Origin of the sequence: Pseudoalteromonas sp. XI10, from assembly GCF_001469895.1 — a bacterium.
In the GTDB taxonomy this organism is placed as follows: domain Bacteria; phylum Pseudomonadota; class Gammaproteobacteria; order Enterobacterales; family Alteromonadaceae; genus Pseudoalteromonas.
In genome coordinates this window covers 105,547-129,763 of the sequence record NZ_LOPY01000052.1, presented here as the reverse complement: position 1 = coordinate 129,763, position 24,217 = coordinate 105,547, and the positions used below count along the sequence as shown (strand labels likewise).

Below are 24,217 nucleotides of genomic sequence, written 5' to 3'. Positions count from 1 at the left end.
ATACTCCTTATAATTATTGACTGATCATTTGTACAGTGCTATTCTCCCGGGTGTTAAACCGGATAAGTGAATAGCGACAAGAGTACAGTTCTAATGAATAAAGATATAGCAATACAAATCAAAAGTATACGTGAAAACTTAGGCTTAGGGCGTACTGAGTTTGCAAATTTACTAGGAATGGCATCTAGTGGCGAACGCACAGTTAGAGGATGGGAAACTGGTGAACATAAACCTACATCAAAAAAGCTAACTGATATTTTCAATCTAGAGACGGAGTTAAAATCACATCTAGATAATGCACCATTTAAACAGAAACCTTTATCTCAGTCTGAATTTTCATTCATAGACTTATTCGCAGGGATTGGGGGTATAAGGTTGCCTTTCCAAAAACTCGGTGGACACTGTGTTTTTACTTCTGAGTGGGATAAGTTTGCTCAAAAAACATATTTAACTAACTTTGGTGAAATGCCCAACGGTGATATCACTCAAATTGCTGCATCAGATATTCCAGATCATGACATACTTTTAGGTGGTTTCCCTTGCCAAGCTTTTTCTCAAGCTGGCCTAAAGCAAGGTTTTAATGATACCCGTGGAACAATGTTCTTCGAAATTCAAAGAATTCTTACTGAAAAAAAACCCAAAGCTTTTGTACTTGAGAATGTTAAACAGCTTCAAGGGCATGATAAAGGCCGTACTTTAAAAACTATTTTAGATATTTTAAAAGGTAATTTTGACCTAGAAATACCTGATGACGTACCTCTAAGTGAAGAAACACGACATGCGTTATCAGAGAAACTAAATTATTGGGTTGATTATAAAGTACTTAGAGCTGGTGACTTTGGTGCCCCACAAAATAGAGAGCGGGTATTTATAGTTGGATTTGATAAGAATCAATTTGATGGATGTGATTTTGATGAGTTATTTAAATGGCCTACGCCTCCTAAAACACCAACTAAAGTAGGTGATATTTTAGAAGATTTAAGCGAAATAGCACCGAGTGATGATAAATTCACTATATCCGAAAAACTCTGGGCTGGCCACCAGCGGAGAAAAGAAGAACATAAAACGAAAGGAAATGGCTTTGGTTATTCACTTTTCAATGCTGAAAGTGAATATACAAATACAATAAGTGCGCGCTACTATAAAGATGGCTCTGAGATACTAATTGATCAATCTGAGCTAGGTAAACGCCCTAGGAAGTTAACACCTAGAGAATGCGCTCGATTACAAGGCTTCCCTGAAGAGTATATTGTAGATGCGGTATCTCAAGGCCAGATTTACAAACAATTTGGCAATTCCGTTTGCATGAAAGTCGTAGATGCTTTAGCAGTGGAAGTAAAGCAAGCTCTGATTTTGGCTCTTGATAGCTGTTCAATAAAAAAAGCATCTTAGATCATTAAATAAATTTACGAGGAGCTTCTACTTGACAGTTTGGGCAAATAGAAACACTTTATTACACTTATTAGAGTACGCCGATTTTGATCCTGATGTTCAAAGAAAATCAGGTAGAAGAGATGCTTATATCACCGAATTATATTTTGAAAAAGTTGTTTTGCCGAAAATTGCAAATCAATCTACATTAGGTTGGTGTTGTACTAGATACGAATGGTGCAATATCAAAAAAATACATTTATCACGCCATTGGTTCAAAGTTATTCCTGATTTTTTAAGTTGGGACCAGAAGGAGCTAGATAAGAAATTTATCAGCCTAATGCGAAAGAAAGGTTCCTCTCAAAGGTTTTTTTTCATTCTCCCCCTTGAGACATCAGAAAGTTTCTTTGTGATCCGAGAATGCGTAAAGGTAGAAGGCGAGTATAAACTGAAGAAATGGAATGAAAAGGAAGGGGAGCCACTCTCTCTAAGAAAAATGAACTCTGAAGTAGATAGGTTGTTAAATCTTCAATTTGAAGGTAGCGCATCTTTTGCTCCTAAGTGGTTAGGTAACTTAGATATTCCCAGATTAAAATCATTACTTGCGCAACGAGTATTGATGAACAAGGGTTTAAAATTCCCTGTTGATATTGATGCTATTGAGATAAAAAATGATTTATTAATCTTCCATGAATTTAAACGTAAAGATCCATGCAGGGGGAGAGTTAGAAAAGCTCACAGTCCAGTTAACTCTAGGTTTTTAAACCATGCTGAATATGAAATTAAAAACAATAGGTTAGATAATTCAAAGTTGGAAATAGCCCATGATACAAGGTTTTATGGCTTAGATAAGTCTCATATCGGTAATTTAGAATACTGTTTCGAAAACCAAATAGACTATGTTTATACTATTTGGGACTCAAGCGAAATAAGCAAATACCCTCGCTTAGACGAATTATTCACTCCAAATGATGGCCCCAAAAAGCAGCCTAAAATAGTAAGTAGAAAATTATCTTTAAGTGACTTTAATCATTTTACATATACAGAAGGGAACGAATCAGGACAATTTACGAATGCTCTCAGGGTCCAAGGCGCTTTAGAAGCTTCATTATTTAATGTCTGCTCAAACTGAAAACAATTTAGTAGTAATTGCTACAACAATTGACCTTATTTTAATCACATAATTTAAACCCTACTTTCCACCAAGTTATTTCCAATAGAAGAAATCAGCTTTTTAAATCAATAGTATCTATATTATTTTTGCTAAATAACAGACAGGTTTACCTGTCTGTTATTTTCTCCATTATCCAGTCATCCACTTCTGACTCAACCCAAGCCACTGACCTAGCACCTAATGATACTTGCTTAGGAAAAGTGCCCTCAGCAATAAATTTATAAATGCTTGAATGACCTAATGATGTTTTTTGCATGACTTCTTTTAATTTAATTAATCTCATTTGATGACTCCTTATTTGTCATCGAATGAGGAGTTTATGTAAAAAAACACTTATCCCTAAAACTCCTTCAGCAACCATAAATCGAAATAAAATCAGATCTATATAACCTCTTTGAAATATCTAACCTAAGAGGGTTTACATGTTAAATGCACAAATAAAAAGCAATGAAAGCCGAGCCAGCCTTAATGATGACGAAATTGTGGAATTAGCATCAAGAATTTTGTGGAGGCGACTTAAATACCAAGGAAACTTGAACTCACCACTCAGTACAGTCGATTTCTTAAAAGCCAAACTAGGGGGATCAGAAAGAGAAGTATTTGCGATTATTTTTCTTAGTAGTAGCAATCAAATAATTGAATACAAAGAACTCTTCTATGGAACGATTAACAGCGCTGCTGTTTATCCAAGAGAAGTAGTGAAGGATGTATTAAGAACTAATGCAGCAAGCGTCATATTGGCTCATAACCATCCATCAGGAAGTTGTGAAATATCTAGTGCTGATAAAGCGATTACAACAAAGCTTATAAATGCTTTATCTCTTATTGATGTTGCTGTTCTTGATCACTTAATTATTGGTAACTCATATGCTTCATTTGCCGAACTTAATTTATTAACCAACTAACAGAGGAGGTAAAATGCTTAGATACAACAAAACTGCAAGACTGCTGAGTCACGCTATTGCAATTTTAGTTATCTTAAAAGAAGTACTTGATGAAAAATAAGTAAGGGGGCAATACGCCCCCTATTTATCCATCACATGTAGCCTTATGATTACCAATAGGCTAAAGCAAGTCTGCATTCCATTTTTTCTCCTTTGGAGTATAAATGCTGTACCTACCTATGGAGAAACTCTTCCCTTTAATCCCATTTCTTACTTTATCCCTTGGTTTAGCCATATAAGCTAACCTTTTGAGTACATTGTTATACTCTATTTCATAGTCAGGTTGCTTCTTTGATAACCAGTGTATAGGCCTCCTACCTAAATAGATGCCTCCCTTTGCTATTTTTCTATCAACCCCTAAAGTACGTGCCCATGCCTCGCAAATTAAATAGGCTAGCGTCTTTTTACCTGTATTTGGCTCAGTACTACCAACAAATCCAAAGTCATCTTTGTTCAATAACAAGCAAAAGTGGTAGTGAAATTTATTGCTCTGTTTACCAAATTCTTTGACCCAAATGTATTCTAGATATTGTTTTTTTCCATGTTGCTTAAATGAGTAACTACACTTCAATTGAGCTGCTAGGGAGTTAATAAAGCGTCTAATATCGCGATCACTTGGCTGAACTGAATTATTGTTAGGATAATGAATATCAAACCTGACGACAGAAAGCCTAGGGTTATATGCTTGCGCATCAGAGAGACGCTTCTTGATTGAGTTGAAGTAACTTTCAACTACTTCATATTTTTCATCAAAAGGATTTACTATTGACTTTAGAGTTTTTAAATTACGCATGATTACACCTTTTATTGGAGGGTTCACATCAAATGCGTAAGTTGTAAATTTATACTTTTTTATTCTCGCTCTTTGCTAAAGCCATGTTGCATCACATATATATTAAATATACGAATTCCAAAGGTTTAACCTTACCTAAGCTACCTAGCCTATTTTCAATTTTATTCCGTTCTGCCTTACAGTTCCTTAGTGACTTTCACTCTGCACTTGTGGTGATAACTTAGAATTACTTTAAGCAGTTAAGAGCCGAACCTAAATACTTCATTAACGAGCAAGATATTACTATTTTCCTTAATACGGACATCAAAAAATGAAGGTTCGTCATCAGACATACGGACCTGAAAAATACTCTCTCCTTCTAGTTGTCGAATTAGCTGTTCTCTTAGGTTAATCAACTCTGATAAGTAGAAAGTACAAAACGTCTTTATTAAGAAAGAAAGTGTTGTCATTTGCTTAACAGCATCTAGCTCTTTTATTATAGACCTAACAATATTGTCTAAATACACCTCCTTATAACCGCCTTCATTTCTCTTAAAAAGATACATAAGAAAACGTTCCTCTACTTTTTTTATTGTTGAAACCTTCCCCTTACCTTTCAAAACTTCAATGTCGCAAAGTAGTTGCTTTTTGGTAACTGAATCCTGCGAGTTGAATGCATTGATAAAAAATTTGTTGAAATCAACATACTTACTTTTACCGACACACCCAAAATTTTTATATCTATTCGAATGATCACTCACTTGTTCAACGCAACTATATAACCTCTCCTCAGTTATATAGTTGAGCATAAATTCAAAAATGTTCTTAAACTCCAGCGGAACTTGTAGTCCGATCATGCTTAGTTCAAAAGGTTCATCCGGTTTAGAGTGGTTATATCCGATAGCACAATAGCAGGTAAAAAGTACATCCACCTCAGTTCTATTAAAACATTGAAAAATACTGTTTTTGAAATTAAACCTTCTATGACCTTGGATTTTAGTCATAAGGCTACAAATATCGATTCTGAACTTTGTTTTGATATATTTATCCGTCATAGCTATAGATTTACTATGACATAAGCAGAATACTAAAAATGCAATCTCTCTGGTCATCAAAGGTCGTTCGAAGCCTTCTTTATTCTTCAGAATTAACACTATTAAGTCTATCCTTTCTTCGTCGATTACAGACAGGAGTAGCTCTTCAACTGACTTGATTTTTTGAACGACCTTGCTAGACCTGCCTACTCGAACTCTATCAATTTGAAACGATGTTTTGATCAAGTCATGCACTGTCAACTCATCAATACTCAACTTCAGTTCTCTCGAACTGACTCTTAGGTTTTTTATTAAATTAGTAGTTTGGAGCTCTGATATTGACTCGTGGCAAGCTAAACTTGGACATAAATATAACTTAAAAAAAGCATAAAGCGAGTAAGGGGAAAGAGAGGTTATTATACTAAAAAACTCTTCACTACTATCATTCAAGGTACTTTCCATTATTGAAAAAAAATACAAGTAACGTTACAGTAACGATACAAGTAACACATTTTAGTGACATATGGCAAATAAAGAAGAATTCATTCTTGATTACGCTTTAAACTTATCTCAAGACGAAATGGATGATTTCTTGAAGTGGAGTGAAAGTTACTTTAAGAAAAAGGTCCCTAGCATTGCAAAGGAGTTTGAGAGTTTAAGCACTCTAGAAAATGGTGGAAAAGCATTCAGCTACTTAAGTAAGAAGAATAATAAAACCCAATTTCTAACCGCTTGGAGGCAAGCAAAAAGGCGAAAAAACTCAATAAGAACTGTAACTATTGATTTGGATAAAAAGACTTACCAGATGTTAAAATTCAGCGCGAAAAATAAGAATATAAGCATGAATCAATTTTTGATTGCGTTAATCAAAGAAAATCATGAAAAAATACTCTAAATTAAATTTTAAGATGAAATGATATAGTCACTCCACCACTCCATTATTGGCCTGCGTTGCTCTAAATAATCAGAGCGGTTATACGCTGCTCGAGTTTCATTTTCATCAGCATGAGCTAAGCAAGCTTCAACTAATAAGCTATCGTAGCCTTGCTCATGAAGCGCCGTAGATGCAACAGAACGAAGGCCATGAGCCACCAGCTTATCCTTATAGCCTAAACTGCGCTTTATAACTGCATTCACTGTATAGGTGCTTGCATGGCTATTAGGATCACGTTCATTAGGGAAAATATATTGTTGATGGCCGCTGCGTGGTTTCATTTGCTCTAATATTGCTAAAGTAGCAGGTGTTAAAGGCACTCTATGCGCTCTTCTGCGTTTCATTTCTTCAGCTGGAATTATCCAAACTTTCTCATCAAAGTGAATATCTTCCCATTTAGCCCTAGCAGCTTCTTTTGGGCGAGTCATGGTGTGTAGCTGCCAAAGAATCAATAACCTAGTCTTATTTTGAATATTTGGCGCATTCCATAAAGCTTTTAAGAATTCAGGCAACTCATCTGGCTCAATAGTTGCCATATGTTCTACCACATTCTTAGAAAACACCTTAATAATTTTGGCTAATGGATTAGCTTGTATATAGCCGTGATTAACAGAGTAATCCATGATCTGATTAAGGCTCTGGCAAATACGCTTTACTGTTGAGTGCTTTCCATCGGATTCTAAAGGCCTAAGAACCTCTATAGTCTCTGGTGCTGTAATGCTTTCCAAAGGCATACTTTTCATTTTTGGAAATACATACTTTTCTAATGTCTTCCACTCTCGAGATGCATGCTGCTCAGTTACAGTGGGCTTTTTACGCTCAAACCAAAGCTCTGCTGCAGCGAAAAAAGTATTATTATGCTTACGGACTTCCTCTTTCTTCTTCTCTAACTTATGTGTTTTTGGATCAATGCCATTGGCTAGTAGCTTTCTTTTATCAGCGGCATCATCCCTTGCGTCTGAAAGGGATTTATCTGGGTAAATACCTAAAGGCATTTTGTTGTATTTACCCGTAACTGGATTTTTGTACTTAAACTGCCAGGATTTTGTACCGCTGGGTAAGACACGCAATTGCAAACCGCCACCGTCTGAAAGAGTTTGCTCTTTCTCCTGCGGCTTTGCTGCTTTAACTTTCTTATCTGTTAGTTTAGTTACTGGCCTAGGCATATAAACTCCTGCTTAATTTAGGTCAGTATATACGCTTTTAGAACCCATGGGTACTTTAGTGGGTACTAAAGCATCTGGCAGCTGGTGGAAGACCGCGGAAAAGAACGGCAATAAAAACAATTAATTTCAATGACTTAGATTTATTTAAAAATGAGTATGGAAAGTGATGGAAGTTAAGACTGTAGACCCGGGAACCACTGGATGGCCATTTTTAACTCCTACAAGATAATTTCACGGTATTTTAACTGGCTCGGCAACGAATTGCGCTATAATGACGCAAATTTTTTCAAGTAAGCAGTTATGGCTCTTAAATCAACCATTATTAAAGCGCAATTATCGTTAAGTGATATGGATCGCCACATTTATCAAGATTTCAATTTAACACTGGCACAACACCCATCAGAAACCGAACAACGTTTGATGATTCGCTTGTTGGCTTTTGCGCTAAATGCCCGTGAAGGCTTAGAGTTTACTAAAGGCTTATGCGCCGATGATGAGCCTGAGCTTTGGCACATTAACTATAGCGAAGAAATTGAATTATGGATTGAGCTTGGGCTACCAGACGAAAAACGCCTGAAAAAAGCCTGCAATAAGTCGAAGCAAGTTGTTTTATATACCTACGGCGAAAATAACCAAGCGATTTGGTGGCAAAAACATCAACCTAAGTTGTATGATTTTAAAAACTTAAGTATTTTTAGTCTCGATTATGCTGCGACTCAGGCATTAGCCGACTTAGCTGATCGTAATATTAAGCTCACTATTACCATTCAAGATGGTGAAGTATGGGTTAGCTCAGATACAGCAAATATCGAAATTAAACCGCAACAGTTAATGTAAGGAACGCGATGGCAATTAGGCAGGTTGTAGTATTACACGGACTTTATATGTCGGGCTTTGTGATGCGCCCTCTGTGCGCGCGTCTTGAAAAGTCAGGTCTAAAAATACTCAATTTGACCTATAACACGCTCTCTCCCGATAGAGCAGCGATTTTCGACAAGATTGATCGCTTTATCGGTGGTAAACCTACCGCCTTAGTTTGCCACTCTATGGGTGGCTTAGTTGCTCGCGCTTACTTAGAGGCCAATTCTCTTCAAAGCCGCCATGTCGAAAAGGTGATCACCTTAGGCACCCCGCATAAAGGCAGTCATATTGCTAAGCAAATGCAGCAAAAGGGCTTTGAAATGCTGTTAAAAAATAGCGTGGAGTTTTTATTACCTGAGAATGGCGATTGGCCGTTTAATGCCAAGCTTTATAGTATTGCTGGTGACTTACCAATAGGGCTAATGCCGCTAATTGCCAAAGGCAGTGTCTCTGATGGTACAGTTTTGATAGATGAAACCAAGCTCAATGGCATGGCAGAACATAAGGTGTTTCATTTGAGTCACACCAGTATGATCTACTCACGCCAAGTGATGGATTACATTATTAAGCTTATAAATCAAAGTGAGTGATACTTTAATCTTCAGCACTTGCAGCCACTTTATATGAGATTAAAACAATGATCCCTAAGATCAATGGTACAGGTGCAGCAATATAGCCAAAGGTATCAAAGTTTGCGAAGCTAGCACCTGCTAGATGACCTACCAAACCGATAACAAATGCAAGTAATGCAATCACTACAACAACTATTTCAGCTTTGTTTTCTTTAACTGTTTTACCGTCCATTTTTCTTCTCCTGGTTAAATGCGGTAAAGTCATTATGCGCTTCTGGTTCGTTGTTTTTTTGACCTAAATCAAGTTCTAAATCGGCCTATTTATCAGCGAGTACAAACCTTGTTTTAGATCATACTTTCTGCCTAATTTTTGAATATTTGCAAAATAAGGTAGATTTTTTGCTCAGTTGCCCCAAGTCTATATAAAGTAATTCAAAGTTATGTTGATAGTGCACAAATGGACAAAAACAACCTTTGATAGCTAAAACCTATCACAGTGTTCGAATTAAACCATTTTACAGATTAACCAAGATGGCTAATACTTAACACCAAGCACTAGCAAGTAAACACTTAACGGTTTTTTTAAGGAGCAATCTATGTCACAGGTAAATGCAATTGGTTTAAACAGCGCAAAAAGTGAAGATATCGTAAATTCACTAAACTCTTTACTAAGCTGCTACCAAATCCAATACATGAACGCACGCGGCTTTCATTGGAATATTAAAGGTCGTAACTTTTTTGAATTACACCTTAAGTTTGAAGAAATTTATAACTTACTACTTGAGAAAGTAGACGAGATTGCAGAGCGTATTTTAACATTAGGCGGTACACCGGTACATGCATTCTCTGAGTACATCGAAGATAGCAAGATCAGTGAAGCTAAAAATATCACTGAAGGTACTGCTGCAGTAGAAAACCTTTTAGCAGGTTACAGCACGCTTATTCAAATGCAGCGTGAAATCCTTGCACAAGCAGGTGATGCAGATGACGAAGGTACAGCATCGCTAATGGGCGACTACATTAAAGAACAAGAGAAACTTGTTTGGATGTTAAAAGCCTACCTTGGTTAATATTTAGAATTGACACGAAAAAGCCCTCAAATGAGGGCTTTTTTTATATTTAGAAAGCATTACTTTAACCACTTTCTTAAATTATCGTACTCGGGTCTTGCTTGAAAAAAGCTTTCAGCATCTGGGTGAAAGTTAATATCCATTTCAACACCAGACCAAACTGTCTCTAATAAATTGCGAGCAATGATATTCGCTTTAATATAATCAACGCGTTTGTAACCCCGCGCTTTTACAGCCTGAAAGTAAGCCTTTGCAATCTCAATACTATCTGCAGTTGCTAATTCAAATTGTTCCAAATTAACCACTGCATACTGAATTGAATTTTCAGGGTACTTCATGATTTCTTGACCGACTTCAATACTAAATGAAGCAACGGCTTCTTTATTAAAGCTGCCACTAACTTCCACATAAATCACTGGCGGCTCAACAAAATAACGCCAATCACCATGGGCTTTAAACATGCTCACCCCTTTGAAATACAACTTAAGTTTACGCTTATAAAATTTATTTACTTATTTATCTAAGCCTTAATTCGGTAATAAAGCAATAAAAAACGCCATTTCTAATGCCTTTTCCTCAAGGCTTTTAAAGCGACCCGATGCGCCACCATGGCCTGCATCCATGTCGGTTTTAAATACCAAAATGTTGTCATCGGTTTTAAGTTCACGCAGCTTAGCAACCCACTTCATTGGCTCCCAGTATTGCACTTGAGAGTCATGGAACCCGGTGGTAACAAGAATATTAGGGTAAGCCTGCGACTTAATATTATCGTACGGCGAGTAAGCCTGAATCACATCATAAAACGCAGGATCATTTGGGTTACCCCACTCGTCGTATTCATTGGTCGTCAGTGGAATACTCTCATCAAGCATAGTGGTTAGCACATCTAAAAATGGCACATGACAGCCGATACCTAAATAAAGCTCAGGTGCTTGGTTAACCACAGCGCCCATTAATAAACCACCAGCACTGCCACCAGACGCGAAAACCTTTTCTGGGTTTGCATAGCCTTGCTCTGTAAGCGCATGCGTAACATCAATAAAATCGCTAAAGCTATTTTGTTTATATTGCTTTTTACCTTGCTCATACCAATGACGACCTAGCATTTCACCGCCACGAATATGTGCAATCGCATAAACAAAGCCGCGATCTAACAAGCTTAGTGAGCTACTTGAAAAGCTAGGATCGATGGTAATACCGTATGCGCCATAGCCATATTGCAACAGCGGGTTAGTACCATCTTTATTAAATTTATCAATACGATAAACCAAAGAAACCGGCACTTGCTCGCCATCCCTTGCAGTAACCATTACACGTTCTGAGCGATAATGCTCTGGATTAAAATCCCCGAGCACTTGCTGTTGTTTTAATAAGGTTTTGTTACCTGTTTTTAAATCAACATCATACAAAGAACCTGGCGTCGTTAAGCTTGAATAATAAATACGCGCAGAGCTCACATTCGGCTCTGGATTCATTGCAATTGCAGCATAATAACAAGGATCATCAAACTCTAAAGTAAGACGCTCGGCTTGCTGATCCACCACCACAAAACGTGTTTGGCCAAGCTCTCGCTCAGTGAGGATAAGATACTCATCGAAAATTTCGACCCCTTCTAACAATACATTCTCGCGATGCGGTGTATGCTCCTGCCAAAGACTTTTATCGGCAATGGTGCTTTGCGTCGCGGTCATTAAGCGAAAGTTTTTCGCTTGCCAGTTGGTAACAATGTAAAAGGTATCACCTATCTTATCGACATCGAACTCATGGCCTTCTTCGCGTGGCATTAAGGCACTAAATTCACCCTTTGGGTTATTGGCATCAAGCACCCAAGTATCGTTTGTTTCTGTGGTCGCAAGGTCAATAATAATAAGGCTTTCATCGCGGCTTTTGCCAAGCCCCATAAAGAAGCTTTTATCTTGCTCTTCATAAACGAGTACGTCATCAGCTTGCGGGGTGCCTAAAACATGGCGGTAAACCTGAAAGCCCAATAAGGTTTGCAGGTCTTTTTTCACATAAAACACCGTTTTGTTATCATTAGCCCACACCACTTGGCCTTCGGTGTTTTCCAGCACATCACTAAACATCTCACCGCTGGCAATATTTTTAAAACGCACGGTATAAATACGGCGACCTTCGGTGTCTTCAGAGTAAGCAAGCAACTGCTCATCAGGGCTAATTGCAACTTCACCTAACTCATAAAATTCGTAATCGCCAGCTAATTGATTTACATCTAACAATAAGTGCTTGTCGCGCGCTTCTATTGAGCTGCTACGATAATGGCGTGCATATTCATCGTCGCCACGTACTTCTGAGTGATACCAATATTGGCCATCTTTCACGGGTACCGTGTTGTCGTCTTTTACAATACGGTCTTTTAACTCATTAAATAGCTGTTCGCGCAGTGGTTTTATGTCGGTAAGTTGTTTATCGCAATAATCGTTTTCGGCATTTAAATGCGCTAATACATCTTCATTTTCACGCTCATCATCACGCATCCAATAATAATTATCGGTGCGAGTCAGTTGGTGAGTAGTTAATTGCTGAGGCTGTTTTTTTGCAACAGGAGGATGCGCTAATAAAGACAAAGAATACGAATTTGACGACACAAGAAAAAACCAAAATAAAAAACGAATTGCTAGCAGTTTATCACAGAATTATACCAATCAGCTTAATTAAGTAGTCTATTTTGAGGCGATAGAACCTCGTTGATAACAAGGCAAAAATTTCGTTATTTAGTTGTTCTAAATGAGAAATTTTTAACGCAGTTAGCGACAGGTTTAATCCCTCAAAATGATTAAGTATTATTGCGGGTTGGTATTAAAAAAGCCCACTCAAATTGAGTGGGCTAAGCAATGCTAAAATAGCATTTAGGGGGAAACTTTTAATGCGATACTTGCTGCCAAGCCATAGCCCAGCTTTTTCCTACGCCTGGCTCAAACAGCGGGTTGTGTGAATCTTTAACACGACAAAACTCGCTAAATGGCCATGGTTTACACATATAAATATGACCTGTTTTTGGCTGTAGTACTTTAACACCTGCACTGTAATCGCTGCATGCTTGTGGATATACATAGTCATAATCTTGCAAACTATCTTGCACTCGCTCTTTACATTTTGCGATGCAATTAAACGCCACTTTTACATGCGTAATGCCCGAGCCTTCAAGGGCATAAATTTGGTTTGAACGGTATGCAACCACTAAACCTTGTTCAGTCATTTTGCCCGCTTTTACCAGCGGAACATGCACGTTTATATGCTCGGCAACAGAACGTGGCCAATTATGAGGCTCACCCTGATCGGAACTGCTGATCGGGTATTCGAATGATAAATCGACTAGCTCTCCTTGCATGTCATAAAAGGTTACAATCACCCTATCTCCAACAAACAGTTGGGTATGATGATTTAAGCAACCAATCGGCAACCACTTCCCGGAGGCCATTGACGTATGCATAAACAAAATATCACCCTAAGAACAACTAATAGGCATTTAACAACCGAACAAAATAAATACTTTTAGTTTGAGGCAAGTGAACCAAAGCACTAGATTATGTGCTTATCAGCGGTCCCGCTATCATAGTTTAAAACCTTAGACCGGAAACTTTGCGTCCTAACCTTTCAGTTAGTTTGCCAAAAACAAGACTGAGTATAATCGTGACCGAATCACAAATCAAACAAAAGAATGTAACCAAACGTCTTATATAGCAAATAGTTACTAGCAAATGCGTTAGGTACAAAAAAGCCAACCGCTTGGTTGGCTTTTCGCGAATGGGTTATTAATCCCTTGCTAGCTTTCTTCTGGTCGCGACTCGGTGCCCTGCGCGGAATACATTCAAGAAGCCATTACCCACATCACTCATTACAATATACAAACAAGGTACTAGTACTAAAGTGATTAGAGTTGCAAACATAACCGCAAAACCAAGTGCTACAGCCATTGGAATTACAAACTTAGCTTGCAAGCTGGTTTCGAACATAATCGGTAATACACCGGCAAAGGTTGTAATTGATGTCAGGGTGATTGCTCTAAAGCGCGCACAACCTGCTTCAATAACTGCTTGGCGAGTTGAAATACCTTCGCGGCGTGCTTGGTTTACAAAGTCGGTCATAACTAACGAGTCATTAATTACAACACCGGCTGCAGCAATCAAGCCAAAGCCCGACATCAAGCTAATATCTAAACCAAACCAGAAGTGACCCCAAATAGCACCGGTTAAGCTAAATGGAATAACCGACATAACAATTAGAGGCTGCGAATAGCTCTTAAGCGGTACAGCAAGCAAGATATACACTAAAATCATACCGCCGATGAAGAACATGATTTGCTCATTAGCTTGCGCTTGTTGTTCTTCAATAGAACCACCTAGCTCAGTTTTAACTGACGGGTATTCTTCTTTTAACTGTGGTAATAAGTTCTCATCAACTTGCTTAACCACTTCACCCGGTTCAATTGCTTCTTCATCGATACTGCCGTAGATATATACAGTACGATAGCCACCTTCACGGCGAATATAGCTAATACCTGGTTTTTCGTTCAGCTCAACAACATCACCCAGCATCACCTCTTGGCCTGCAGGCGTTGTGATAACAGCGTGCTTTAATGATGCAAACGCTTCACGTGTTAGTTTCGGGTAACGAACCATAACACGTACTTCTTCACCGCGACGAATAACACGCTGTGCTTCACCACCGTAAAAGCTTGCGCCCACTTGGTTAGCAATATTGGCAAGGTCTAAACCTAGATCATATGCTACAGGTTTTAAGCTTAACTGCACTTCTTTGCTCGCCGGATCGATGGTCGAACTAATATCAAATAAGCCTTTTTGCTGTTGTAATAGTTGGATGAAACGACGACCAGCCTCATTTAAAGTATCGATATCTGGGCCATAAAGTAAGTAACCAAACTCACCATCCATACCACCGCCGTTTACATCATCGTAAATTTGCAGTGACTTCACACCTGGGATGCTTGGCATTTGTTCACGCCAACGACGAGATAATTCGAATGCGTTATACGGGCGAAGCTCTTCATCTACCAGCGGAGCAAGTAATTGTGCTTCAGTACGACCTTGGTTGAACACTAAGATATCGCGAATTAGCTTTTGGCCAAATTCGCGTTCTGTCTCTTGGTCTACCTTGTTAACCATTGCTTCGATTTCACGAATAGCATTAATCGTTTGCATATCCGAGGCATTTTCATTCATTTCTAAACGAATTTGCGGGAAGTCATGAGGTACTTTTGGTGTTGGTACCACTCGCACTTGGTTTGATGAAATTAAGCCAAACGTCAAAATCAATAAACCGATAAACGCAAATAGTACAAACCAACGCCACTCTACACAAAGCTCAATAAAACGCTTATACGGGCCATTTACAAAGTTAAAGAAACGTTTGTTAAAACGCGCTCGCCAGCTATTTGGGTTAATTGGCGGGAATTTAGTGTGGGCAATGTGTGCCGGTAAAATAAGTTTCGATTCAATCAAACTGAATATCAGACACAGAATTACTACCACCGCGATACCAAAGAAAAATGCACTCTCTGGGCCACTTGATAATGTAAACGGTGCAAATACAGCAATCGTTGTTAAAACACCAAATGTTGCTGGGGTAGCAACGCGTTTTGCGCCATTTACCACATTTACAACACCACCGCCTTTTTTCTCAATTTCGGTGTAGGCACTTTCCCCTATGACTATGGCATCATCGACCACGATCCCGAGTACCATAATAAAGGCAAATAAAGACACGATATTAATACTGATACCAAATAACGGCATCATCATCATTGCACCTAAGAAACACACAGGTAAACCAATCATTACCCAAAGTGCCAACTTAAAGCGTAAGAAGATAGACAACATAATGGCAACCAAGATAGCCCCTTGGAAGAGATTGCTTTTCATCATGTCTAAACGGGCATTTAGGTAATAAGTCATGTCCATTAATGGCTCAAGACGCAGGCCCGCCGGTAGCTCTTTATTCTTTTGCTCAATAAACGCTTTAACTGAATCAGCAACCGGGATCATATTCTGTTCTTTGGTTGCTTTTACTGATAAATAAACGGCATTTTCACCATTAAATTTAAAGTAACGCTCACCTTCTGTGAATTGGTCTTTAATCACAGCAATGTCGTTTAGCAGCACTTTCGCGCCATTAGCACCAATTTTTACTGGGATCTGGCGGAACTCATCACCGCTGTAATATTGATTTTCAACACGTACCGAGATAATACCTGCGTCAGTACGTAATTGACCTGCTGAAATATTTGCAGAGTAACGACGTACAGCACTGGCCACCTCACTTAAAGTAAGGTTGTATTGACGAAGTGAATCCGGGTCAATTTCAATTGCAATTTCATCAAGTGGTACATCGTTTTGTACCAGCGACACATTAGATAATTGCAGTAACTCATCTTCAATTTTATTTGCAACAGGCTTTAACTCAGTAAGTGGAATATCACCTACTAGCGTCATACCAATCACGTCTTGGCGAAACTCAACCTGACTAATCGTCACCGGCTCCATTCCCGCAGGGAAAGTCGCAATACTGTCTACTCTTAGCTTCACTTTATCGAGTACATCAGTAAGTTCTGCATCTGTGTTGATCTCTAAACTTGCACGGCCACTATTTCGAAATGAGCGATATACACCACGTTTAATTTCGGTGACATCTTTTAGTGACTCTTCAATTTTGATCAGAATACTTTCTTCAATTTCCTGTGGTGAGGCCCCCGGATAATTGGCTTGTACTTCAATATAGTTAATTTCAACATTCGGGAACATCTGGCGCTGAATAGTGAAATAACTAATGATCCCCATAATGATGATAAACACCATCATTAAGTTAGCAGCGACCGAGTTATTGGCAAAATAGGCAATAAGGCCAGACTGTTTTTCTGTGTTTGTATCAGTCATAGTGCTACCTTAAAGCTTTTCAACCGCTGCAGTTTCTGCATCGCTTGTCATTTCTTTCATACCTGCAACCTTCACTTCCATACCCTCTTGCGGGTACTCAGGTAGCGTAAGAACCAACTGGTCATTCACTTCAAGGCCATCACTAATGTAGAAATACTCACCTTCTTCGCGTACTACCGTTACTTTGCGTGGTTCAAGTTTATTCTCGTCGTTCACAATCCACACCGTCTGGTTATTCACTAAAGACTGCGGTAAACGGTAGATATTTTGTAATGTTGCACCGGCAAAGCTCACTTGTACGTAAGCACCAAATTTAATAGGTTGTACGTCGTGCTTTAAGCCGTATGGGTCATCAACACGAACAACTAAGTTGCTCATACGCGTCGCGTTATCAACAACGCCTAGGTCACGGTCAATTTCGGCTTCACGAGTAAAACTGTTTAAGCCTTTATTGATGATGGTCGCTTTAACGCCTTTTAAGCGTTTTGGCAAAAATACACTATCGAAACCAGCGATTGGTACAATGATTTCTGCACTTTCAATATTGTTAATTTCAGCAACTTGGCTACCCACATTGATGTATTGGCCAACACCAATTTCACGGCTGATCACCAATGCATCGTAAGGTGCTTTTACCTCACAGCGAGCAAGGTCACGCTCGGCACGTTTTAATGCCGCTTGCGCTGATTTAACAGCGGCTTGCGCGCTTAAAACTTGAGGTTTACGTAGGAATAAGTCAGTGCGCTCACGTTCTGGGTAACGTCTTGCTTCATCCTCTGCCACTTTAGCTTGTGCTTGCTCTTCAATCAGTGCCGCTTGAGCACTAGCAAGTGACGCTTCAGCTTGTAGTACAGCTGCTTCGTAGTTGTCTTTTTCGATGGTAAATAACACTTCACCACGAGCTACAATCCCACCAGCAACAAAGTTTGGATGCCAGCTTGTAACTTCACCAGCCACTTGTGAGGCAAGCAAAGTACTTTCAAGCGGTTTCACTTCGCCGTAACTATTAATAATCACTTGATGATCATCACTTGCTACTGGCTCAACCTGTACTAAAGGACGCACATCAACTACATCCTTGTCTTTAGGCTCTTGAGCAATCGCGTTGATTGCTTTAAAACCAGCAACACCAACGATTAATGCAACAAACGGTAATATCCATTTTAATAAACTTGTGCGCATAACTTACACCTATAATATTTTCACTGGCCCTATCATACCAAAGCTGACAGAAACATTAATGTGACATTTGTAAGGAACTGTTACAAAAACAGATAAATTGGCAACACAAAAACCAAAACTTATCTAAGAACAATTTGTTACAAACAAAAACCACATAACATCAAAGGCTTAGAGACTTCCTTTCACACTTGTTAACAAACAGCCTTTTATCAAGGGGTTAATTCATTAAACTTGATTGAGAAATAATTAAAGGAACGAGTTAACAATGAAAATAACAAACATTGCGCTGGCACTAAGCTTAGCGTTTGCCATGAATGGCCACGCTGCCGAAACAAAGAAAGAAGAAAAGAAGCCAAAAACACTGGCTGAAATGATCAAAGATAAAAGCGAGTTTGCCGGCGTTTTCAGCATTTACCAAGATGCGAAAACCGGCGATAACTTAATGGTGATAGACCAATCTCAACTTGATACACCATTTGTGTACTTTGCTCACACCGTTGATGGTGTTACTGATGCAGGCCACTTCAGAGGGGCATATCGCGAGACAAAGCTAATTGAGTTTCGTAAATACTTTGACCGCATTGATATTATTAGCAAAACACCGCGCTATAAATTTGATGAAAACTCAGCCCTAGCACGCTCTGCCGATGCCAACATCAGCGAAGCTGTCCTTGCGAGTATTAAAATCGAAAAAGAAGAAGACGGTAAAATTGCTTTTAAAGTTGATAAGCTCTTTTTAAGTGAAGCACTGCATAAAGTGTCACCTTGGGCAAACCCAAAAGATAAAAATGCCAGCAAACGCTTTAAACTTGGTAAGTTAAACGACAAAAAATCGCGTATTGTTAAACAGCGCCCTTACCCAAATAACCTAGATGTTGTGGTGGATTACGTATTTTCTAATGCTAACCCAACAGTACGAGGTTCAAAAGCCGTAAGCGATCCTCGTAACGTTTCAATTAAAGTACAGCATTCATTTGTCGCGCTACCGAAAAATGATTATCAAGCTCGCCAAGATGACGCGCGTATTGGTTATTTCACTAACGAATTCGACAATATGACATCAGCGGATTGGGCACCTTATGAAGATGTCATCAAGCGCTGGGACTTACAAAAGAAAGACCCGTCAGCGGCACTGTCTGAGCCAGTTAAACCGATTACTTGGTGGATTGAAAATACCACCCCGGTTGAGTGGCGAGACACTATTCGTGATGCCGTACTAGCATGGAATAGCTCATTTGAAAAAGCGGGCTTTAAAAATGCCATCGAAGTAAAAGTGCAACCTGATGACGCCGATTGGGATGCGGGCGATATTAACTACAATGTATTACGTTGGACTGCATCACCGCGCCCACCATTTGGTGGTTATGGTCCTGCCCTTGCGAACCCATTAACCGGTGAAATCTTAGGCTCTGACATTATGTTAGAGTATGTTTTCATGAAAAACCGTTGGATGTACGACAGCTTATACACTCAAGGTGCAGCCACGCTTGAAACTAGCCAAAACAGCACAGACTTACATTGCTCACTGGGCCACAGCATTCAAGAAAACATGCTACTTGCTAAAGGCTTAGGCACTGGTGCGAGCATTGAAGACAAAGAGATTTTACGCCAAGGCTTAACTCAGCTAGTTTTACACGAAGTGGGCCATACCCTAGGCCTTAACCACAATATGAAATCATCTATTTTGTGGGATGAAAAAGAAGTTCACGATAAGAGTAAAACGCAAGGTATCGTAACGGGCTCAGTTATGGACTATGCACCAGCAAACATTGCCCCTATTGGCATGCAACAAGGTGATATCTTCCAAACAAAACCTGGCCCTTACGATGATTGGGCGATTGAGTACGGCTACAGCCAAGCATTAGCAGATAAAGCCGCTGAGCAGCAGCGCCTTGAAAAAATTCTCGCTCGCTCATCTGAGCATGCTTTAGCTTTTGGTAATGATGCTGATGATATGCGTGCCCCAGGCCGCCATATCGACCCACGTGTAATGATTGGTGATATGTCATCTAACCCTGCCGCATATGCTGATGATCGTATGGAACTTATCAATAAGCTGTTTACTGAACTTAAAGACAATGCCACGGTTAATGGTGAGTCATACCAGCAGCTAGTTACCTCAGCGAACATTTTATTTAGAAGCTACAGAACACAAGCAGGCGTGGTATCTCGTCAAATTGGTGGTGTTTATGTAGAACGCAATGTGGTGGGTGATGACAAAAATGGCGCACCATTTACGCCAGTGCCACTTGAGCGCCAGCAACATGCAATGCAAGTGTTAGCCGACAAAGTATTCTCGCCAAATGTACTTTCGAGCATGCAGCCACTGTATAACTACCTGCTACAGCAGCGTCGTGGTTTTAATCATTATGGTAAGAACGAAGACCCTAAACCACATGGCATGATTTTAGGTATGCAAAAGCTGGTACTTGCTCAGTTGTTGCACCCAGCAGTTATGCTGCGTATTTCAGACAGCGCAATGTATGGCAACGAGTATTCACTTAACCAATTTATGAATGACTTAACAGCAAGCATTTTTGTAGACAGCAAAAAAGCAAATACCCTAAGTCACAATCTACAAGTTGAATATGTGAACCAGCTAATCGCGATTGCTGGTTTAGGCAAAGCGAGCAAGCACGATAACCTAGCCAAAGCTGCCGCGCTTTATCAGTTAAATCAAATTGCTGATATGAGCGTACCATGGGGTGCAAACACCGCAGCTAAAGCCCATAAGCAATATATCGATCGCTTAATTAGTAAAGCCCTCGAAGCGTAATTACAACAACACAAAAAAGGCTGCCACTTGGCAGCCTTTTTTAAAAGTTAGCGCCGATCAATGCACGATGAAGGTAATATATCTTTTGGCACAGTCGTTTTATTCTCACCAACCGCTTGCATACCCGTTACAGGTTTATCAAACCCGCAAAGCCAAGCTATAGGGCTTGTAGGGCTTCCGACAACAACCGCAGGGCGAAAACTTAATACTGTATTTTGCAAAGGCATAGATACCTTATTGCCCAAGCTAATATGAATCGCTCCGTCTTCAACAGTGATCCCCGTAACTCGATTACCAATTAAAAATTTACTTGCAGGGACACCTGCTTGCTCATTGTTTTTTGGAAAGCGACCGTGCTCCAAGTAAAAAGCTGTAACGTCTTCTCGAATAGTTGACGCCATTGCTAAGGGATCAGCTAGTTCACTGCGCTGAATATATTGACTGTATTGTGGTAATGCAACAGAAGCTAAAATGCCGATGATGGCTACTACAACCATTAACTCAATCAGCGTAAATCCTTTATTTTTCATACTATCTCTCCCATTAAGAATAGAGGCTCATATGCTCCCACTAAGAAATGGGCAACTAATATCACCAATAAAATACTAAATACAGTGATGAGTCTGTTGATATGCGCTGTGATATCGCCGCGTAAGCTTTCAAGTTTATTGGCGACGAGGAGCTCTAGCTCTTGGGCAATATCCAAGCCATTACTTTGGCATGTTTTTAAATGAGATAACTCACGATTATCGTTCTGTAATGTTCCATACAATGGGAACTCAATTAATGCGACTAACGCATCATAATTGTGCCTAATTTTTTTAGGGATTATTAACTCAAACTGGGCTGATGAAGCGCTCAGTAAAGTCAGATTTGCAAACTGTCGAAGCGCATTTACAGTCAATACAATAACCATCAAGAACAAGCCGAGCGCAATACTTGCGACCAGCCAGAATCTAACTAAATTAGCCATGTGCTCTGTAACTTGCACATCAAATTGGCTAAACACATTTGAGAACGAAGGAATAACAAATTGCTGGTAAATAAAGTTAACAAGGATGAAAACGGAGAAAAGTACACCCAGATAAAGCAACTTGGTTTTACAGTCGAAAGAGTGCTCTTTTAGTGTTGATGATAACGCTGCATAACTTAACGCTAACCTTTGCTGCTGCTCACCTTCAGCTTCTTTAAGGTCTTTTGCAAGCTTAGTGGCTAATGGACTATTCTTTTGTCCATCATTATAAATTTCTAAGTGTTGCGGGGCACTAAGCGCTTCTTGCTGTGCTTTATTTAGGCCACTTATTGGCGATAATAATCGACACAAGTAGCCTAATTGATTCCAATTCATATCTTATCCTTTCGATAGCGATAAGATAATGTGCCATAAAGCAAAAAGTTAATAAATAGTTTGTTTATTACCCAATCAAGCCATTGCAGGGCGCGATTTATAATATTGAATACACCCCAATTGCGCTGCATTAGTCAGTAGAATCATTACAAAGGTCAGTATGTGAGACACGCTCGGTGTCGCCATAGCAAGCTCGGCAGCGAGGCCGCAGCTTCCAGCAACAAACTGTAGGCTGAAGTAACGCGCACTTAAATTACTAATATCACCACTTTTAATGGTTTTATAAGTCTGCGGCATAACCCGAATAGAGCTCATGACTAAACCAACATAGGTTAGCCAGTTAAGCACCGTTGCTGTTTCATAATGAGAGTTAAGCAACAATCCAAAAGGCACGACCGAGATGGCTAATAACCCAGCTAGCTGCATGCGTTGCTTTCGTGCGGCATTGTAACGAACAAAATAGTAAAGAATCACGCCACTTAGCATGCCTGTTACAACGAATGGCAAAACCATGTAAAAACGCTGAAAAAACAGGTTAAAGGTGATGAAATATAAACTTTGCGCAACACCAAAGCTCATCATTAACAGCGAAACGCCCGACACACTGCGATTTTTACGGATCTTATTTAAAAGCGGATAAAAGCTAAACGCTAAAATAAAGCATGAAATAATCGGCAAAAAGTGCGCCAAAACAGACCTCTCTCGTTACAATTTAGTTAATAAGTTAGCAATTTATAAATCACCCATAGAATTACAGTAAACACCTGTTTTTAAAGCGATTTAAAAGAGCGCGGCATTGTAATGAGAGCGCTTTAGAATGCAATAAAGAATAAAAAATAAACAACAGTCTATTGGCAAGATATCCGTACAAGCTGTTTACAGCTGATGACACTAACGACTAACTTGAATAATTAATGTGATCTGGGTACATTGATTAAATAGTGCTCAGGAGGGTTAAGCCATGAAGTCAATTTTATATGCGCTTGTTTTAAGTACTTTTTTAGTTGGATGCAAGAGTACAAAACAACAACCAACGCCACCACCGAGTGTGGCCAGCTTACTCAATGCAGCACATTTTAAACACGTTGAACTTAGCGACCCTGAGCTATTTACGCTCCCTGCAGATGAGCAGAAACGTTTTCTTAATTATTTTACCAAACGTCAAGGTGGCGATTTAAGGGATGACCAAATCCTATATCACTATTTAGAAAATAAGCTCACCAATTTTAATTACTTTAGCGCCACACTCAATGCCCAGCAGACTCTTCAAGGTCATCAAGGTAACTGTATTAGCTTAGCAATTTTAACCCATGCTTATGCTCAACTAGCTGGACTTCAAACAGGCTTTCAAGCGGTCTCCAGTGAGCCTGTTTATAGCAAACAAAATAACATCGTGTATGTATCGGGCCATTTTCGCACCAAAGTCTACGCCCCTTTAAATGAGGACGATAATTACTTGGTGCCACCAGGCACAGTCATCGATTACTTCCCAGCACGTGGTAGTTTTTACTCTGGCCGCGCTGAATTAAAAGACTTAATCAGCCGTTATTACAGCAACTTGGCAAGCGAGGCCTTAACTAAAAAGCAATTCAATTTGAGTTACAGCTACATTTTAAAAGCCAATGAATACACACCACATGCACCCTCACTTTATAATCTAGCTGCCGTATTACATCGCCAAGCGGGTGATTTAGCTGGAGCAAAACATATTTATCAAACAGCAATGCAGCATGGCTTTAAAGATACGAATTTACTACATAATTACGCAGTGCTGGCCGAGCAACTTAATGATCAGGTTTTGGCAGAGCAGCTCAATTCACAGTTGGCGATGCTAGAGCAGGATCCATTCGAGTTACTGGCAACGGCAATTAACGCCCGTAACAATGGCAAGCTTTTCAAGGCAAAGCAACAACTCGAAGACGCTATTGCATTAGCCCCTTATTTATCTGAACCCTATATAGAATTAGCGATTATTAGTTTTCAGCAAGGAAATGAAAAAAGCACTAAGGAGTGGCTAGAAAAAGCCATTGAGATAGAAAATAAAGACGAAAAACTGGCGCTATATCACGCCAAGCTTTTCGCCTTAACTGATCAACACTAGG

At 39.4% G+C, this 24,217-nt stretch carries 22 protein-coding genes and 1 riboswitch; of the genes, 9 read left to right on the top strand and 13 right to left on the bottom strand.

Features of this window, described 5'->3' with window-relative positions; translation table 11 throughout:
* The first annotated feature begins 93 nt into the window (after nt 1–93).
* Together dcm and AUR67_RS16365 are read left to right on the top strand one after the other, a co-directional pair.
* Nucleotides 94–1,392 (top strand): DNA (cytosine-5-)-methyltransferase, encoded by a 1,299-nt coding sequence (gene dcm / locus AUR67_RS16370; protein WP_058586070.1) that lies wholly within the window; start codon nt 94–96, stop codon nt 1,390–1,392.
* Between the two features lie 31 nt (nt 1,393–1,423).
* Nucleotides 1,424–2,503, top strand: coding sequence for a hypothetical protein (locus tag AUR67_RS16365; RefSeq protein ID WP_058586069.1), 1,080 nt, complete (start codon nt 1,424–1,426; stop codon nt 2,501–2,503).
* A gap of 148 nt (nt 2,504–2,651) precedes the next feature.
* Here AUR67_RS16365 and AUR67_RS16360 read toward each other — a convergent pair whose 3' ends face one another.
* Nucleotides 2,652–2,828, bottom strand: a complete 177-nt coding sequence (locus tag AUR67_RS16360) for an AlpA family transcriptional regulator (RefSeq protein ID WP_058586068.1) — start codon at nt 2,826–2,828, stop codon at nt 2,652–2,654.
* A 139-nt stretch (nt 2,829–2,967) separates the two neighbouring features.
* Here AUR67_RS16360 and AUR67_RS16355 point away from each other — a divergent pair, with 139 nt between their 5' ends.
* Complete coding sequence (locus AUR67_RS16355) at nt 2,968–3,450, top strand: JAB domain-containing protein (protein WP_058586067.1); 483 nt, start codon at nt 2,968–2,970, stop codon at nt 3,448–3,450.
* Between the two features lie 160 nt (nt 3,451–3,610).
* Here AUR67_RS16355 and AUR67_RS16350 read toward each other — a convergent pair whose 3' ends face one another.
* On the bottom strand, nt 3,611–4,282 hold the full coding sequence (locus AUR67_RS16350) for a YagK/YfjJ domain-containing protein (protein WP_058586066.1): 672 nt from the start codon (nt 4,280–4,282) through the stop codon (nt 3,611–3,613).
* Between the two features lie 239 nt (nt 4,283–4,521).
* Entirely contained in the window at nt 4,522–5,745 is a 1,224-nt protein-coding gene (locus AUR67_RS16345; RefSeq protein WP_058586065.1) for a hypothetical protein, read from the bottom strand.
* A gap of 73 nt (nt 5,746–5,818) precedes the next feature.
* On the opposite strand from AUR67_RS16345, the gene AUR67_RS16340 reads away from it, so the two are divergent.
* On the top strand, nt 5,819–6,190 hold the full coding sequence (locus AUR67_RS16340; RefSeq protein WP_058586064.1) for a hypothetical protein: 372 nt from the start codon (nt 5,819–5,821) through the stop codon (nt 6,188–6,190).
* Nucleotides 6,191–6,198: 8 nt separating this feature from the next.
* On the opposite strand, the gene AUR67_RS16335 is transcribed toward AUR67_RS16340, so the two are convergent.
* A complete protein-coding gene (locus AUR67_RS16335) occupies nt 6,199–7,395 on the bottom strand; it encodes a tyrosine-type recombinase/integrase (RefSeq protein ID WP_058586063.1) in 1,197 nt (398 codons plus the stop codon).
* A 300-nt stretch (nt 7,396–7,695) separates the two neighbouring features.
* On the opposite strand from AUR67_RS16335, the gene AUR67_RS16330 reads away from it, so the two are divergent.
* Nucleotides 7,696–8,232 carry a YaeQ family protein gene (locus tag AUR67_RS16330; RefSeq protein WP_054562950.1) on the top strand — a complete coding sequence of 179 codons (537 nt, stop codon included), beginning with the start codon at nt 7,696–7,698 and terminating at the stop codon, nt 8,230–8,232.
* A gap of 8 nt (nt 8,233–8,240) precedes the next feature.
* Nucleotides 8,241–8,846 carry a lipase/acyltransferase domain-containing protein gene (locus tag AUR67_RS16325; protein ID WP_058586062.1) on the top strand — a complete coding sequence of 202 codons (606 nt, stop codon included), beginning with the start codon at nt 8,241–8,243 and terminating at the stop codon, nt 8,844–8,846.
* A 4-nt stretch (nt 8,847–8,850) separates the two neighbouring features.
* Here the strand turns inward: AUR67_RS16325 and AUR67_RS16320 are convergent, their stop codons facing one another.
* Entirely contained in the window at nt 8,851–9,060 is a 210-nt protein-coding gene (locus tag AUR67_RS16320; RefSeq protein WP_054552311.1) for a hypothetical protein, read from the bottom strand.
* Between the two features lie 364 nt (nt 9,061–9,424).
* Between AUR67_RS16320 and AUR67_RS16315 the strand changes: the two genes are divergently transcribed.
* Nucleotides 9,425–9,898, top strand: a complete 474-nt coding sequence (locus AUR67_RS16315; protein ID WP_054562953.1) for a Dps family protein — start codon at nt 9,425–9,427, stop codon at nt 9,896–9,898.
* A 59-nt stretch (nt 9,899–9,957) separates the two neighbouring features.
* Here the strand turns inward: AUR67_RS16315 and AUR67_RS16310 are convergent, their stop codons facing one another.
* From AUR67_RS16310 to AUR67_RS16290, 5 genes are all read right to left on the bottom strand, one after another.
* Nucleotides 9,958–10,359: a hypothetical protein gene (locus AUR67_RS16310; RefSeq protein ID WP_095209738.1), complete on the bottom strand. Its 402-nt coding sequence runs from the start codon at nt 10,357–10,359 to the stop codon at nt 9,958–9,960.
* Nucleotides 10,360–10,425: 66 nt separating this feature from the next.
* Complete coding sequence (locus tag AUR67_RS16305; RefSeq protein ID WP_058586061.1) at nt 10,426–12,504, bottom strand: S9 family peptidase; 2,079 nt, start codon at nt 12,502–12,504, stop codon at nt 10,426–10,428.
* 275 nt (nt 12,505–12,779) lie between these two features.
* Nucleotides 12,780–13,349 carry a hypothetical protein gene (locus AUR67_RS16300; RefSeq protein WP_055020585.1) on the bottom strand — a complete coding sequence of 190 codons (570 nt, stop codon included), beginning with the start codon at nt 13,347–13,349 and terminating at the stop codon, nt 12,780–12,782.
* A 104-nt stretch (nt 13,350–13,453) separates the two neighbouring features.
* A riboswitch (cyclic di-GMP riboswitch) is annotated at nt 13,454–13,537 on the bottom strand.
* Between the two features lie 134 nt (nt 13,538–13,671).
* Nucleotides 13,672–16,809 carry an efflux RND transporter permease subunit gene (locus AUR67_RS16295; RefSeq protein WP_054562956.1) on the bottom strand — a complete coding sequence of 1,046 codons (3,138 nt, stop codon included), beginning with the start codon at nt 16,807–16,809 and terminating at the stop codon, nt 13,672–13,674.
* A 9-nt stretch (nt 16,810–16,818) separates the two neighbouring features.
* Nucleotides 16,819–17,991 carry an efflux RND transporter periplasmic adaptor subunit gene (locus AUR67_RS16290; protein ID WP_054562957.1) on the bottom strand — a complete coding sequence of 391 codons (1,173 nt, stop codon included), beginning with the start codon at nt 17,989–17,991 and terminating at the stop codon, nt 16,819–16,821.
* A 265-nt stretch (nt 17,992–18,256) separates the two neighbouring features.
* Between AUR67_RS16290 and AUR67_RS16285 the strand changes: the two genes are divergently transcribed.
* Complete coding sequence (locus AUR67_RS16285) at nt 18,257–20,767, top strand: zinc-dependent metalloprotease (protein WP_058586060.1); 2,511 nt, start codon at nt 18,257–18,259, stop codon at nt 20,765–20,767.
* A gap of 47 nt (nt 20,768–20,814) precedes the next feature.
* Here the strand turns inward: AUR67_RS16285 and AUR67_RS16280 are convergent, their stop codons facing one another.
* The 3 genes from AUR67_RS16280 to AUR67_RS16270 form a co-directional block, all read right to left on the bottom strand.
* Nucleotides 20,815–21,297, bottom strand: a complete 483-nt coding sequence (locus AUR67_RS16280; RefSeq protein WP_058586059.1) for a pilin — start codon at nt 21,295–21,297, stop codon at nt 20,815–20,817.
* On the bottom strand, nt 21,294–22,115 hold the full coding sequence (locus tag AUR67_RS16275) for a hypothetical protein (RefSeq protein WP_058586058.1): 822 nt from the start codon (nt 22,113–22,115) through the stop codon (nt 21,294–21,296). The genes AUR67_RS16280 and AUR67_RS16275 overlap by 4 nt, the downstream gene beginning before the upstream one ends.
* A 75-nt stretch (nt 22,116–22,190) precedes the next feature.
* The gene (locus AUR67_RS16270) at nt 22,191–22,805 is read right to left on the bottom strand and encodes a PQ-loop domain-containing transporter (RefSeq protein WP_058586057.1); all 615 of its coding nucleotides are present in this window, start codon (nt 22,803–22,805) and stop codon (nt 22,191–22,193) included.
* A gap of 271 nt (nt 22,806–23,076) precedes the next feature.
* Between AUR67_RS16270 and AUR67_RS16265 the strand changes: the two genes are divergently transcribed.
* Entirely contained in the window at nt 23,077–24,216 is a 1,140-nt protein-coding gene (locus AUR67_RS16265) for a tetratricopeptide repeat protein (RefSeq protein WP_058586056.1), read from the top strand.
* Nucleotide 24,217: the final 1 nt, after the last annotated feature.